The sequence below is a fragment of the Micromonospora sp. DT178 genome, from assembly GCF_049841695.1.
GTDB lineage: Bacteria > Actinomycetota > Actinomycetes > Mycobacteriales > Micromonosporaceae > Micromonospora.
This window is the reverse complement of the sequence record NZ_JBNCKV010000010.1, coordinates 130,934-144,589: the sequence shown is the minus strand read 5'-3', so window position 1 is coordinate 144,589 and position 13,656 is coordinate 130,934. Positions and strand designations below refer to the sequence as shown.

General features: G+C 71.5%; 13 protein-coding genes. All 13 read left to right on the top strand.

Annotation, left to right across the window (positions count from 1 at the left end; genetic code table 11):
* The first annotated feature begins 140 nt into the window (after positions 1 to 140).
* The 13 genes from ACLQ22_RS20145 to ACLQ22_RS20085 all read left to right on the top strand — a co-directional run bounded on the left by ACLQ22_RS20145 (position 141) and on the right by ACLQ22_RS20085 (position 13,636).
* On the top strand, positions 141 to 851 hold the full coding sequence (locus ACLQ22_RS20145) for a demethylmenaquinone methyltransferase (protein WP_366641209.1): 711 nt from the start codon (positions 141 to 143) through the stop codon (positions 849 to 851).
* Between the two features lie 65 nt (positions 852 to 916).
* Entirely contained in the window at positions 917 to 1,147 is a 231-nt protein-coding gene (locus tag ACLQ22_RS20140) for a hypothetical protein (protein ID WP_121397089.1), read from the top strand.
* A 148-nt stretch (positions 1,148 to 1,295) separates the two neighbouring features.
* The gene (locus ACLQ22_RS20135) at positions 1,296 to 2,573 is read left to right on the top strand and encodes a geranylgeranyl reductase family protein (protein ID WP_425693648.1); all 1,278 of its coding nucleotides are present in this window, start codon (positions 1,296 to 1,298) and stop codon (positions 2,571 to 2,573) included.
* 192 nt (positions 2,574 to 2,765) lie between these two features.
* Positions 2,766 to 3,131, top strand: a complete 366-nt coding sequence (locus ACLQ22_RS20130) for an NADH-quinone oxidoreductase subunit A (protein WP_358091022.1) — start codon at positions 2,766 to 2,768, stop codon at positions 3,129 to 3,131.
* A 14-nt stretch (positions 3,132 to 3,145) separates the two neighbouring features.
* Positions 3,146 to 3,826 carry a NuoB/complex I 20 kDa subunit family protein gene (locus ACLQ22_RS20125; RefSeq protein WP_121397087.1) on the top strand — a complete coding sequence of 227 codons (681 nt, stop codon included), beginning with the start codon at positions 3,146 to 3,148 and terminating at the stop codon, positions 3,824 to 3,826.
* Entirely contained in the window at positions 3,823 to 4,560 is a 738-nt protein-coding gene (locus ACLQ22_RS20120; protein ID WP_121397086.1) for an NADH-quinone oxidoreductase subunit C, read from the top strand. Before ACLQ22_RS20125 ends, ACLQ22_RS20120 begins: the two co-directional genes overlap by 4 nt.
* Positions 4,557 to 5,882: an NADH-quinone oxidoreductase subunit D gene (locus tag ACLQ22_RS20115; protein ID WP_121397085.1), complete on the top strand. Its 1,326-nt coding sequence runs from the start codon at positions 4,557 to 4,559 to the stop codon at positions 5,880 to 5,882. Before ACLQ22_RS20120 ends, ACLQ22_RS20115 begins: the two co-directional genes overlap by 4 nt.
* On the top strand, positions 5,879 to 7,042 hold the full coding sequence (gene nuoE, locus ACLQ22_RS20110; RefSeq protein WP_425693647.1) for an NADH-quinone oxidoreductase subunit NuoE: 1,164 nt from the start codon (positions 5,879 to 5,881) through the stop codon (positions 7,040 to 7,042). The genes ACLQ22_RS20115 and nuoE overlap by 4 nt, the downstream gene beginning before the upstream one ends.
* The gene (gene nuoF, locus ACLQ22_RS20105; RefSeq protein ID WP_121397083.1) at positions 7,039 to 8,355 is read left to right on the top strand and encodes an NADH-quinone oxidoreductase subunit NuoF; all 1,317 of its coding nucleotides are present in this window, start codon (positions 7,039 to 7,041) and stop codon (positions 8,353 to 8,355) included. Before nuoE ends, nuoF begins: the two co-directional genes overlap by 4 nt.
* Positions 8,355 to 10,874, top strand: a complete 2,520-nt coding sequence (locus ACLQ22_RS20100; protein WP_425693646.1) for an NADH-quinone oxidoreductase subunit G — start codon at positions 8,355 to 8,357, stop codon at positions 10,872 to 10,874. The genes nuoF and ACLQ22_RS20100 overlap by 1 nt, the downstream gene beginning before the upstream one ends.
* Positions 10,871 to 12,226, top strand: a complete 1,356-nt coding sequence (gene nuoH, locus ACLQ22_RS20095; RefSeq protein WP_425693645.1) for an NADH-quinone oxidoreductase subunit NuoH — start codon at positions 10,871 to 10,873, stop codon at positions 12,224 to 12,226. Before ACLQ22_RS20100 ends, nuoH begins: the two co-directional genes overlap by 4 nt.
* Position 12,227: 1 nt before the next feature.
* Positions 12,228 to 12,869: an NADH-quinone oxidoreductase subunit NuoI gene (gene nuoI, locus ACLQ22_RS20090; RefSeq protein WP_121397080.1), complete on the top strand. Its 642-nt coding sequence runs from the start codon at positions 12,228 to 12,230 to the stop codon at positions 12,867 to 12,869.
* On the top strand, positions 12,866 to 13,636 hold the full coding sequence (locus ACLQ22_RS20085; RefSeq protein ID WP_425693644.1) for an NADH-quinone oxidoreductase subunit J: 771 nt from the start codon (positions 12,866 to 12,868) through the stop codon (positions 13,634 to 13,636). Before nuoI ends, ACLQ22_RS20085 begins: the two co-directional genes overlap by 4 nt.
* Positions 13,637 to 13,656: the final 20 nt, after the last annotated feature.

Genomic DNA, 13,656 nt, shown 5'->3' with positions numbered 1-13,656 from the left:
CAGCGGGGGCGGGATGGGCGACCATCCCGCCCCCTGGCCTGTCCGGCCCGACTTTCCCCGCCGCCGCCTCGCGTGTGGCGTTCATGACCGGCGGTCGACCCACCCACCGCCCGGGTGGGCCGGGCTGGCAGAGTGGAGGGGTGAGCCGTACCCCGCAGGGCCAGCGCGCCAACCTGGACAAGCAGCCGCACGAGGTCGCCGCGATGTTCGACGGCGTGGCGGCTCGCTACGACCTGACCAACACCGTCCTCTCCTTCGGACAGGACCGGTTCTGGCGCCGGGCCACCCGGACGGCGCTCGACCTGCGACCGGGTGAGCGGGTGCTCGACGTGGGTGCCGGCACCGGCGTCTCCACCGAGGAGTTGGCCCAGTCGGGCGCGTACGCGGTGGGCGCCGACCTGTCCCTCGGCATGCTGCGCGTCGGTAAGCGCACCCGTCCCCAGGTGCCGCTGCTGGCCGGGGACGCGTTGAAGCTGCCCTTCGCCGACGCCAGCTTCGACGCGGTGACCATCTCCTTCGCGCTGCGCAACGTGAACGACACCGACGCCGCCCTGCGGGAGCTGGCCCGGGTCACCCGGCCGGGCGGCCGGCTGGTGGTGTGCGAGTTCAGCACCCCGGTGAACCCGGCGTTCCGCACCGTCTACCTGTCGTACCTGATGCGCTCGCTGCCGAGCGTGGCCCGCGCCGTCTCCAGTAACCCCGACGCGTACGTCTACCTGGCGGAGTCGATCCGGGCGTGGCCCGACCAGCCGGCCCTGGCCGCGCGGATCGGCGCGGCGGGCTGGGGCCGGGTGGCCTGGCGCAACCTGACCGGCGGGATTGCGGCGCTGCACCGCGCGGTCCGCGCCTAGGCCGATCCGGCGCCTTTTTCGCAGATATCCGTTTTTGCTCCACTTTGTTCCGTAAGCTCGCCCCCATGACGGGACGACACCAGGCGGTCGGCGCGGAGGCCACCGACGACGACGCGACCGAACTCATCGCCCAGCTCAAGGAGCTGGCCGGCGCGGATCCCGCCGACGTCCGTCAGGTCGTGGCCGAGGTGCTGGCCGCCCTGGACCGCGCCGCCGGCGGCGCGCTGCGCGAGCACCTGCCGGAGACGATCCGGCACGACGCCGGCCTGGACCCGGCCGCCTCCGCCCGGCACTGAGGCCCGCCCCGGCACCCCGCCTCCGACCTCGGCCGACGTGTCCCCGGCAAGTTAGGTACCCCTGATCCGGCGTGGTCATGACGTCGGTCATAGACTCCCACCGTCTGGCTTGTGAAGCATTTCACGAGCATGCGGGAGGAGGCGCGGGATGGCCGCGGTGGAACATGACGCCGACGTGATCGTCGTGGGCGCCGGTCCCGGTGGGTCGGCTACCGCGTACCACCTGGCTCGGCACGGCGTACGGGTGCTGCTGCTCGAGAAGACCGAGTTCCCCCGGGAGAAGGTCTGCGGCGACGGGCTGACCCCGCGCGCGGTGCGGCAGCTGATCCGGATGGGCGTGGACACCTCGCCCGAGGCGGGCTGGCTGCACAACCGGGGCCTGCGGGTCATCGGTGGCGGCGTCCGGCTGGAGCTGGACTGGCCCGATCTGGCGAGCTTCCCCAACTACGGCCTGGTGCGCACCCGGCTCGACTTCGACGACCTGCTCGCCCGGCGCGCCGTCGACGCCGGCGCGGAGCTGCGCACCGGCGTGAACGTCACCGGCCCGGTGCTGGGCCCGGACGGCCGGGTCACCGGCGTCGAGGCGGAGGTCGGCCCGGGCAAGGAGCCCGCCACCTTCCACGCGCCGCTGGTCGTCGCGGCCGACGGGGTCTCCGGCCGCTTCCCGCTCGCCCTCGGGCTGGCCAAGCGCGAGGACCGGCCGATCGGCGTCGCCGTCCGGCGCTACTACCGCTCGCCCGCCAAGCACGACGACAACTACCTGGAGTCCTGGCTCGAGCTGCGCAGCAAGGACAGCGGCGACAACCTGCTGCCCGGGTACGGCTGGATCTTCGGGCTGGGCGACGGCCGGGTCAACGTCGGCCTCGGCGTGCTCAACTCCTCGTCCGCGTTCGGCAAGACCAACTACCGTCGGCTGCTCACCGACTGGCTGGCCAACACGCCCGCCGACTGGGGCATGACCGACGAGGCGAACGCGGAGGGCCCGATCCTCGGCGCCGCCCTCCCCATGGGCTTCAACCGGGTGCCGCACTACACCCGCGGCGTGATGCTGGTCGGCGACTCCGGCGGCATGGTCAACCCGTTCAACGGCGAGGGCATCGCGTACGCGATGGAGTCCGGCGAGCTGGCCGCGGAGGTCGCCGTGCAGGCGCTCGCGCGCCCGGCCGGCGCGGACCGGGAGCGTGCGCTGACGGCGTACTCGACGGAGCTGAAGGCCCGCTTCGGCGGCTACTACCGGCTCGGCGGCATCTTCGTGAAGCTCATCGGCCGTCCCGAGATCATGCGGATGGCCACGAAACACGGCATGCCGCACCCGATGCTGATGCGCTTCGTGCTCAAGCTGCTGGCCAACCTGACCGACCCCCGGGACGGGGACGCGATGGACCGCGTCATCAACACGATGACGAAGGTGGCACCGGCCGTGTAACGCGAGGAATGGGCCTGCGAGCCCCTGCGGTCGCGAACGAAGGCAGCCCCGTGTGACGGTCCCGTCCACGGTCTGTGATGACCGCAGGTGCGGACAAGGGAGATCGACCCCCGCCGACGACCGTCGCGAGGGACGTGAATAGTGTGATTTTTGACAAGGACCAGGGCAGGGAAGGACGAGCAGGAGAAAACGATGTCGCTCTCGCCTTACGCACCGATCATCGGGCTGTTCGCCCTCGCCGCGGGGTTCGCGCTGTTCTCCGTGGGCGCTGCCCGCTTCGCCGGTCCCCGGCGCTACAACAAGGCCAAGCTCGAGGCGTACGAGTGCGGCATCGAGCCCAGCCCGCAGCCGATCGGCGGCGGCCGGTTCCCGATCAAGTTCTACCTGACGGCGATGCTCTTCATCGTCTTCGACATCGAGATCATCTTCCTCTACCCCTGGGCGGTCTCGTTCGACGCCCTGCCGATCTTCGGCTTCGTGGAGATGGTCCTGTTCATCGTCGCGGTCTTCGTCGCCTACGCCTACGTCTGGCGGCGCGGCGGCCTGGACTGGGACTGAGGGAGGAACCTCAGATGGGTATCGAGGAGAAGCTTCCCGCCGGTGTCCTGCTCACCTCGGTGGAGAAGCTGGTCAACTGGTCGCGGAAGACGTCGGTCTGGGGGGCCACCTTCGGTCTGGCCTGCTGCGCGATCGAGATGATGGCCGCCGGTGGTCCGCACTACGACATGGGCCGCTGGGGCATGGAGGTCTTCCGGGCCTCGCCCCGGCAGGCCGACCTGATGATCGTGGCCGGCCGGGTGAGCCAGAAGATGGCCCCGGTGCTGCGCCAGATCTACGACCAGATGGCGGAGCCCCGCTGGGTCATCTCGATGGGCGTCTGCGCCAGCAGCGGCGGCATGTTCAACAACTACGCCATCGTGCAGGGCGTCGACCACATCGTGCCGGTCGACATGTACCTGCCCGGCTGCCCGCCCCGGCCCGAGATGCTCATCGACGCGGTCCTCAAGCTGCGCGAGAAGATCGGGCACGAGCCGCTCGGCCCGAACGGCCGCAAGATGCTCGAGGCGCGTCGGGAGCGCGGCGACGTCCCGGTCGTCCCCTACGGCTCGATGCCGTCGTCGTACCGCAGCGACAAGGCCCGGCGGGCCGAGTGGACCAAGGCGGTCCGTGAGGGTCGCGAGGAGCAGCTGCGGATCGAGAACTGGATGAAGGCCCAGAACCACCTGCACCAGCACGGGGGTGTCCAGAAGTGACCGCGCCTCAGGACAGGAAAGACGACGGCGGCGTGCCGGTGCCGGTCACGCCGGCCGGTGCCAGCAGCACCGCACCCGCCGAGTACCCCCCGGCCAGCCCGGCCGGCCGGGGCATGTTCGGCAACCAGGGCTCCGGGGACGTGTCCGGCTTCGGCGGCCTCGTCCGCCAGCGCCGGACCATCGAGGACGCGCCCCGACCGTACGGGGGCTACTTCGACGAGGTCCGCGACGCGCTGGAGGAGGCGTACCCCGCCTTCGCCGACGCCGTCGAGAAGGTCGTGGTCGACCGGGGCGAGCTGACCCTGCACATCCGCCCCGAGCGGATCGCCGAGGTCTGCCAGGTGATGCGCGACGACATGGCGCTCCGCTTCGAGCTGTGCTCCTCGGTCTCGGGGGTGGACTACCTCGGCGCCGACGCCCGCCGCCTGCACGTCGTCTACCAGCTCACCTCGATGACCTACCGCCGCACCGTGCGGCTGGAGGCCGCGGTCTCCGCCGAGGACCCGCACCTGCCGAGCGTCACGTCGGTCTACCCGACGGCGGACTGGCAGGAGCGCGAGGCGTACGACATGTTCGGCATCGTCTTCGACGGTCACCCCAACCTGACCCGGATCCTCATGCCGGACGACTGGGAGGGGCACCCGCAGCGCAAGGACTACCCGCTCGGCGGCGTACCCGTCGAGTACAAGGGCGCTGAGATCCCGCCGCCGGACCGGAGGAGGTCCTACCAGTGACCACGTCGAACTACGCCACCGAGCGCGACACCACCGAGGGGAAGGTCTTCACCGTCACCGGTGGCGACTGGGACAGCGTCGTCTCGGGGACCGACCCGATCAACGACGAGCGGATCGTCGTCAACATGGGTCCGCAGCACCCGTCGACGCACGGCGTGCTCCGGCTGATCCTGGAGCTGGAGGGCGAGACGGTCCGCGAGGCCCGCTCGGTCGTCGGCTACCTGCACACCGGCATCGAGAAGAACCTCGAATACCGCAACTGGGTCCAGGGCAGCACCTTCGTGACCCGGATGGACTACCTCGCCCCGATCTTCAACGAGACCGGGTACGCGCTGGCGGTGGAGAAGCTGCTCGGGGTCTCCGAGCAGATCACCGAGCGGGCGAACACCATCCGGGTCCTGATGATGGAGCTGAACCGGATCTCCTCGCACCTGGTCTGGGTGGCCACCACCGCCATGGAGCTGGGCGCCATCAACATGATGCTCTACGGCTTCCGCGAGCGTGAGTACGTCCTGGAGATCTTCGAGATCATCACCGGCCTGCGGATGAACCACGCGTACGTCCGGCCGGGCGGCGTGGCGCAGGACGTGCCGGACGAGGCGATCGTCAAGATCCGCGAGTTCCTGAAGCTGATGCCGAAGCGGCTCAAGGAGTACGAGAACCTCCTCTCCGGGCAGCCCATCTGGCTCGAACGGACGAAGAACGTCGCGGTGCTCGACGTGACCGGCTGCCTCGCGCTCGGCGTGACCGGCCCGGTGCTGCGCTCCGCCGGCCTCGCCTGGGACCTGCGCAAGACCATGCCGTACTGCGGCTACGAGACGTACGAGTTCGACGTGCCGACGCACACCGACGGCGACGTGTGGGGCCGCTACCTGGTCCGGCTCGCCGAGATCCGGGAGTCGCTCAAGCTCGTCGAGCAGGCGTTGGACCGGCTCAGGCCGGGCCCGGTGATGGTGGCCGACAAGAAGATCGCCTGGCCGGCGCAGCTCGCCATCGGCGTCGACGGCATGGGCAACTCGCTGGAGCACGTCGCGAAGATCATGGGTCAGTCGATGGAGTCGCTGATCCACCACTTCAAGCTCGTCACCGAGGGCTTCCGGGTGCCGCCGGGCCAGGTCTACGTCGGCATCGAGTCGCCCCGCGGCGAGCTGGGCGTGCACGCCGTCTCCGACGGTGGCACCCGGCCCTACCGGGTGCACTACCGGGAGCCGAGCTTCGTCAACCTCCAGGCCCTCCCGGCGATGGCCGAGGGTGGCCTGATCGCCGACGTGATCGCCGGCGGCGCCTCGCTGGACCCCGTGATGGGTGGTTGTGACCGATGAGCGTTTTCACTGACGAGACCCGCGAACGGGCACGGGAGATCATCGCCCGCTACCCGGCCGACCGGTCCCGGTCGGCGCTGCTGCCGCTGCTGCACCTCGTGCAGGCCGAGGAGGGCTACGTGTCCCCGGCCGGCGTGGCGTTCTGCGCCGAGGTGCTGGGCCTGAACAAGGCCCAGGTGGGGGCGGTCGCCACCTTCTACACCATGTACAAGCGCCGGCCGACCGGCGACTACCTGGTGAGCGTCTGCACCAACACGATGTGCAACGTGCTCGGCGGCCAGGAGGTCTACGACACCCTCGCCGAGCACCTCGGCGTCGGGCACGACGAGACCACCGCCGACGGGAAGATCACCCTGGAGCACGCCGAGTGCCTGGCGGCGTGCGACTACGGCCCGGTGATGACCGTGAACTACGACTTCTTCGACGGGGTGGACCCGCAGACCGCGCGCGGCGTCGTCGACGAGCTGCGCGCCGGTGGCCGGCCGATGCCGACCCGGGGCGCCCGGCTCTGCACCCTCAAGGAGATGGCGGTGCAGCTCGCCGGCTTCGCCGACGAGCGGGAGGGCGCGGTCGCCGACGGCGGGCCGGGGGAGCCCACCCTGCGGGGGCTGCGGCTGGCGCAGGAGCACGGCATCTCGGTGCCGGGCTTCGACCCGAACACCCCGATCCGGAGCAAGGCCGAGGCAGACAAGGCCGCCGCCGAGGCGAAGGCCAGGAGCGAGGCCGCGAAGCCGGCTCCCGAGCCGGCCAGGCCCGCCCCCGCCGCGAGCGGCAACGGCGCCGGGCCCGCCACGGGCAACGCGGGCGCCGGCACACCGGCCCCCGCCGCCGAGGCGGCCGGCAGCACCACCCGGGACGTGAAGGCGCCGGACGACAAGTCGCCCGAGGTGCGGGCCGCCGAGACCCGGCAGCCTGACGCGGCGACCGCCGTGCCGGACGCGCCGGGCACCAAGGTTCCGGTGGACACCACGGCGCCGGCCCCTCGCGACGCGCAGGAGGCGGAGGCCGCCGGCGTGGCGGCCAACGCGCCTGCGGGTGACGGCAAGCCCGCCGGCGACGAGGCCGGGTCGCAGGAGCGCAACCTCAAGGAAGCCGAGGCGGGAACGGGCACCGGTGGCGCCGGTTCCGCCGTCGCGAGCGAGACGGGGGTCCAGAAGTGACCACTCCCCGGCCGGAGACCCTGGCCAAGCTGACGCCGGTACTCACCAAGCGCTGGCTGTCGCCGGACGCCTGGCGGATCGGCACCTACGAGAAGCTCGACGGCTACGCGGCCCTGCGCAAGGCACTCAAGGCGCACCCGGACGACCTGATCCAGTTGATCAAGGACTCCGGCCTGCGCGGTCGCGGCGGCGCCGGCTTCCCGACCGGTCTCAAGTGGGGTTTCATCCCGCAGGGCGACGGCAAGCCGCACTACCTCGTGGTCAACGCCGACGAGGGGGAGCCGGGCACCTGCAAGGACCTCCCGCTGATGACGCACGACCCGCACGCCCTCGTCGAGGGCGTGATCATCGCGTCGTACGCGATCCGGGCCAACCGCGCCTACATCTACATCCGGGGCGAGGCGGTGCACGCCGCGCGCCGGCTGCGCAACGCCGTGCGGGAGGCGACCGCCAAGGGTTACCTCGGCCGGAACATCCTCGGCTCCGGGTTCGACCTGGAGCTGGTGGTGCACTCGGGCGCCGGGGCGTACATCTGCGGCGAGGAGACCGCGCTGCTGGACTCCCTGGAGGGCTTCCGGGGCCAGCCCCGGCTGCGCCCGCCGTTCCCGGCCACCCACGGCCTGTACGCGAGCCCGACGGTGGTCAACAACGTCGGCACCATCGCGAGCGTTCCCTACATCGTGCTGGGCGGCGCCGACTGGTGGAAGACCATGGGCACGGAGAAGTCGTCCGGCCCGATGATCTACTCGCTCTCCGGCCGGATCGCCAACCCGGGCCAGTTCGAGTGCACGATGGGCGTCACCCTGCGGGAGCTGATCGAGCTGGCCGGTGGCATGCAGCCCGGCCACAACCTGCGGTTCTGGACGCCGGGTGGCTCGTCGACGCCGCTGCTCACCGCCGAGCACCTGGACGTGCCGCTGGACTTCGAGGGGGTGGCGGCGGCCGGCTCGATCCTCGGCACCACGGCCACCCAGATCTTCTCCGACCAGGACTGCCCGGTCTACGCGACCTACCGGTGGCTGGAGTTCTACCACCACGAGTCGTGCGGCAAGTGCACCCCGTGCCGCGAGGGCAACTACTGGATGGTCCGGGTCTACCGGCGGATCCTCGCCGGTCAGGGCACCCACGAGGACCTGGACACCCTGCTGGACACCTGCGACAACATCCTCGGCCGCTCGTTCTGCGGTCTGGGTGACGGCGCGACCAGCTCGGTGACCTCGTCGCTGAAGTACTTCAAGCAGGACTACCTCGACTACATCGAGGGACGTACCGCGCCGAAGCTGTCGGACAAGCAGCTGGTGGGAGCCCACTAATGACCGACGTAGCGAAGCAGACCGAGACCGTCACGCTCACCATCGACGGCGTCGAGGTCACCGCCCCGAAGGGGGCGCTCCTGATCCGGGTCGCCGAGCAGTTGGGCACCGAGATCCCCCGGTTCTGCGACCACCCGCTGCTGGCCCCGGCCGGCGCGTGCCGGCAGTGCCTGGTCGAGGTGGAGGGGCAGCGCAAGCCGGTCGCCTCCTGCACCCAGACCGTCGCCGACGGCATGGTGGTGCGCACCCAGCTCACCTCCCCGGTCGCCAAGAAGGCGCAGGAGGGGGTCATGGAGCTGCTGCTGCTCAACCACCCGCTCGACTGCCCGATGTGCGACAAGGGCGGCGAGTGCCCGCTGCAGAACCAGGCGATGTCCACCGGGCGCGCCGACTCGCGGTTCCACGAGCACAAGCGGGAGTACCCGAAGCCGCTGCCGATCAGCACGCAGGTGCTGCTCGACCGCGAGCGCTGCGTGCTCTGCCAGCGCTGCACCCGGTTCTCCGAGGAGATCGCCGGCGACAAGTTCATCGACCTGATGGGCCGGTCGTCCGCCGAGGAGATCAACATCTACCGGGACGAGGACTACGGCGTAAGCCCGGACGCGGGCTGCCCCGGCCACGCCGACGCCGCGGCCGACTCCGGCGACGTGCCCTTCAACTCGTACTTCTCCGGGAACACGGTGCAGATCTGCCCGGTCGGCGCGCTGACCGGCACCCAGTACCGGTTCCGGGCCCGGCCGTTCGACCTGGTCTCCTCCCCGAGCGTCTGCGAGCACTGCTCGGCCGGGTGCGCCCAGCGCACCGACTGGCGGCGGGGCAAGGTGCTGCGCCGGCTGGCCGGCGACGACCCCGCGGTGAACGAGGAGTGGAACTGCGACAAGGGGCGGTGGGGCTTCCAGTACACCCGCGCCTTCGACCGGCTCACCACCCCGCTGGTCCGCGACCCGCAGACCGGCGAGCTGCGTGAGGCGGCGTGGAGCGAGGCGCTGGCCGTCGCCGCCGAGGGGCTGCGCGCGGCGCGGGACGGCGGGCGGGGCACGGCGGTGCTCACCGGCGGCCGGCTGACCGTCGAGGACGCCTACGCGTACGCGAAGTTCGCCCGGGTCGCGCTGAACACCAACGACATCGACTTCCGGGCCCGGCCGGTCTCCCGCGAGGAGACGGACTTCCTGGCCAGCTCGGTCGCCGGGGTCACCGACGTGACGTACGCCGACGTGGAGAAGGCGCCGGCCGTGGTGCTGGTCGGGCTGGAGCCGGAGGAGGAGTGCCCGATCCTCTTCCTGCGGCTGCGCAAGGCGTACCTGAAGAAGAAGCTCACGGTGTACGCGATCGCGCCGTTCGCCACCCGCGGCCTGGAGAAGCTCGGCGCCAAGCTGGCCCGGGTGGTGCCGGGCGAGGAGGCGACCGTGCTCGCCGAGCACGCGACGGTCGCCGAGGCGCTCAGCGCCGAGGGCGCGATCCTGATCGTCGGCGAGCGGCTGGCCAGCGTGCCGGGCGGCCTCTCCGCGGCGGCCGACGTGGCCCGGCGTACCGGCGCGAAGCTGGCCTGGGTGCCGCGGCGCGCGGGTGACCGCGGCGCGGTCGACGCGGGCTGCCTGCCCAACCTGCTGCCCGGTGGCCGCCTGGTCAACGAGCCGGCCGCCCGGGCCGAGCTGGGCGAGGCGTGGGACATCCCCGCCGGGGTGATCCCGAGCCAGGCCGGCCGGGACACCGACGCGATCCTCGCCGCCGCCGCCGGCGGTCAGCTCGGCGCGCTGGTGGTGGCCGGGGTCGACCCGGCCGACCTGGCCGACCCGCGGCTGGCCGAGACGGCCCTGGACGAGGTGCCGTTCCTGGTCAGCCTGGAGCTGCGGATGAGCGCGGTGGCCCGCCGGGCCGACGTGGTCTTCCCCGTCGCCCCGGTGGCCGAGAAGGCCGGCAGCTTCCTGGACTGGGAGGGTCGGCTGCGCACCTTCGAGGCGGTGCTGCACACCGCCGCGATGACCGACGGCCGCGTGCTGGACGCGCTCGCCGCGCAGCTCGACGTGCAGCTCGGCACCGGTGACGTGCTCAGCGTCCGCCGCGAGCTGGGCGCGCTGCCGCGGACCCGGACCGACCGTCCCGCCGCCCCGTCGGTGGAGCCGGCCGCGGTGCGGGAGCCGGGCGCCGGTGAGGCGGTGCTCGCCACCTGGCACCAGCTGATCGACCTGGGCAGCCTCACCGACGGCGACGAGCACCTCGCCGGCACCGCCCGCCCGCCGGTGGTCCGGCTGGGCAAGGGCACCGCGGAGGCGCTCGGCGTCGCCGACGGCGACCCGGTGACGGTGGGCACCGACCGGGGGGCGCTGACCCTGCCGGCGGCGATCACCGAGATGCCGGACGGCGTCGTCTGGCTGCCGACCAACTCGCCCGGCGCGACCGTGCGACGCAGCCTCGGCGCGACGTCCGGAGCGGTCGTGCGGATCTCCGCCGCCGCGGTCGCCGCCGACGCGGCCGACCGCCCGGGCCCGCTCCTCAACGCAGGGGGTGTACACCAGTGAACGCGGTCTACCTGGCCCAGGACCCGACGCTGGCCGACTTCGGCCGGGACCCGTGGTGGCTGGTCCTCATCAAGATCGTCTTTGCCTTCGCCTTCGGTCTGGTCGCCACGCTGCTCGGCGTCTGGTTCGAGCGGCGGGTCGTGGGCCGCATGGCCGTGCGGCCCGGCCCCAACCAGGCCGGCCCGTTCGGTCTGCTCCAGACCCTCGCCGACGGTCTCAAGATGGCCTTCAAGGAGGACATCCTGCCGAAGGCGGCGGACAAGGTCGTCTTCTTCTTCGCCCCGACCATCTCGGTGATCTGCGCGGTCACCTCGCTGGCGGTGGTGCCGTTCGGCCCGATGGTGAGCATCTTCGGCCACTGGACGCCGTTGCAGGTCACCGACGTGCCGGTGGCGGTGCTGGTGCTGCTGGCCTGCTCGTCGATGGGCATCTACGGCATCGTGCTCGGCGGTTGGGCCTCCGGCTCGACCTACCCGCTGCTCGGCGGCCTGCGCTCCAGCGCCCAGATGATCTCGTACGAGGTCGCCATGGGCCTGAGCATCGTGGCGGTCTTCATGACCGCCGGCACGATGTCGACCAGCGGCATCGTCGCCGCCCAGGGGGACGGCACCCGGCTGAGCATCGCCGGCCTCGAGGTCCCGGCCCCCGGCTGGTACGCGATCCTGCTGCTGCCGAGCTTCATCATCTTCTTCATCGCCACCGTCGGCGAGACCAACCGCGCGCCGTTCGACCTGCCCGAGGCGGAGTCCGAGCTGGTCGCGGGCTATATGACCGAGTACAGCTCGCTGAAGTTCGCGCTCTACATGCTCAGCGAGTACGTCGCGATGGTCACCATGTCCGCGGTCACCACGACGCTCTTCCTCGGTGGATGGCGGGCCCCGGCACCGATCACCACCATCTGGGCCGGCGCCAACTCCGGCTGGTGGCCGATGCTGTGGTTCTTCGCCAAGGTCGTCATGCTGGTCTTCGTCTTCGTCTGGCTGCGGGGCACCCTGCCCCGGCTGCGCTACGACCAGTTCATGCGCTTCGGCTGGAAGGTCCTGCTCCCGATCAACCTGGTCTGGATCCTGGTCCTGGCCGGCCTGCGCTCGATCGAGGACTGGGACTCGCGCAGCAAGCTGATCGCCGTCGGCATCCCCGCCGGCATCCTGCTGCTGGCCACGCTGCTCTGGCCGAGCCGCAAGCCGCAGCCGAAGCCGACGGTCCAGGAGCAGGTCAACGACCGGCCGTACGGCAGCTTCCCGCTGCCCCCGATGGACCTGCAGGTACCACCGAGCCCGCGCACGAGGCGCGTGGTCGCCGAGCGGGAGCCGGCCAACATCGCCGCCGGCCCGGACTCCAGGGAGGTGTGACGTGGGCGCGATCACCGGAACGTTCAAGGGATTCGGTGTCACCTTCTCGCACATGTTCAAGAAGGTCGTCACCACCGACTACCCGTTCAAGCCGCCGGTGTCGGCGCCGCGCTACCACGGGCGGCACATCCTCAACCGGCACCCGGACGGGCTGGAGAAGTGCATCGGCTGCGAGCTGTGCGCCTGGGCCTGCCCGGCGGACGCGATCTACGTCGAGGGCGGCGACAACACCGACGAGCAGCGCTTCTCGCCGGGTGAGCGGTACGCCAGCATCTACCAGATCAACTACGCCCGCTGCATCTTCTGCGGGCTCTGCATCGAGGCCTGCCCGACCCGCTCGCTCACCATGAGCAACGAGTACGAGCTGGCCCGGGACAGCCGGCAGGATCTGATCTTCACGAAGGAGCAGCTGCTCGCGCCGCTGCTGCCGGGCATGGAGCAGCCGCCGCACCCGATGCGGCTCGGCGACAGCGAGAAGGACTACTACGTCGGCGCGCTGACCAACCCGGGCACCTCGGCCGGCGCGGAGCACTCGGCCAACAACCCGGGCCGGTACCAGGTGGAGGAGCACCCCGGTGTGACCTTCCCGGGCGCCGAGCAGCACGCCCAGCGGGCAGCGGCCGCCAAGGGGGACGGAGCATGACCACGCAGACGGTGCTCGCCGCGGCGGGCGGGGTCTCCGGTGGGGAGCAGGTGACGTTCTACATCCTGGCCCCGCTGGCGCTGATCGGCGCGATCGGGATGGTCGCAGCGCGCAACGCCGTGCACTCGGCCCTCTGGCTGGTGCTGACGATGCTCTGCCTGGGCGTGTTCTACGTGCTTCAGGCCGGGCCGTTCATCGGCATGGTGCAGATCATCGTCTACACCGGCGCGATCATGATGCTGTTCCTCTTCGTGCTGATGCTGGTGGGCCGCGACGCCTCGGACTCGTTGATCGAGACGCTGCGCGGGCAGCGGGTCGCGGCGGTGGTGCTCGGGCTCGGCTTCGCCGGCCTGGTCGGCGGCGGGCTGTGGCGCGCGCTGGAGGGCACCACGGCGGTCGGCCTGGAGCAGGCCAACGCCGAGGGCAACGTGCAGGGCATCGCCCGGCTGCTCTTCACCAAGTACGTCTTCGCCTTCGAGCTCACCTCGGCGCTGCTCATCACGGCCGCCATCGGCGCGATGGTCCTGGCCCACCTCGAGCGGCGCAAGGAGGACAAGATGGACCAGCCGAAGACGATGCGGGCGCGCTTCGCCCCGGGCAACTACCCGGGCCCGAAGCCCGGCCCGGGTGTCTTCGCGACCTCCTCCTCCGTGGCCACCCCGGCCCGCCTGCCCGACGGCCGGCTGAGCGAGCGGAGCACCCCGGACATCCTGCCGGTGCGCGAGCTCACCGACCGGGAGACCACGCTGAAGGGGACGGACAAGTGAGCGCGAGGAGTGAGCTTGCG

What these genes read in the sequence shown, in the direction of transcription:
- ACLQ22_RS20125 (WP_121397087.1), top strand. Translation starts at nt 3,146, where the DNA reads ATGGGTATCGAGGAGAAGCTTCCCGCCGGTGTCCTGCTCACCTCGGTG.
- ACLQ22_RS20100 (WP_425693646.1), top strand. Translation starts at nt 8,355, where the DNA reads ATGACCGACGTAGCGAAGCAGACCGAGACCGTCACGCTCACCATCGAC.
- ACLQ22_RS20135 (WP_425693648.1), top strand. Translation starts at nt 1,296, where the DNA reads ATGGCCGCGGTGGAACATGACGCCGACGTGATCGTCGTGGGCGCCGGT.
- ACLQ22_RS20140 (WP_121397089.1), top strand. Translation starts at nt 917, where the DNA reads ATGACGGGACGACACCAGGCGGTCGGCGCGGAGGCCACCGACGACGAC.
- ACLQ22_RS20130 (WP_358091022.1), top strand. Translation starts at nt 2,766, where the DNA reads ATGTCGCTCTCGCCTTACGCACCGATCATCGGGCTGTTCGCCCTCGCC.
- ACLQ22_RS20085 (WP_425693644.1), top strand. Translation starts at nt 12,866, where the DNA reads ATGACCACGCAGACGGTGCTCGCCGCGGCGGGCGGGGTCTCCGGTGGG.
- nuoE (WP_425693647.1), top strand. Translation starts at nt 5,879, where the DNA reads ATGAGCGTTTTCACTGACGAGACCCGCGAACGGGCACGGGAGATCATC.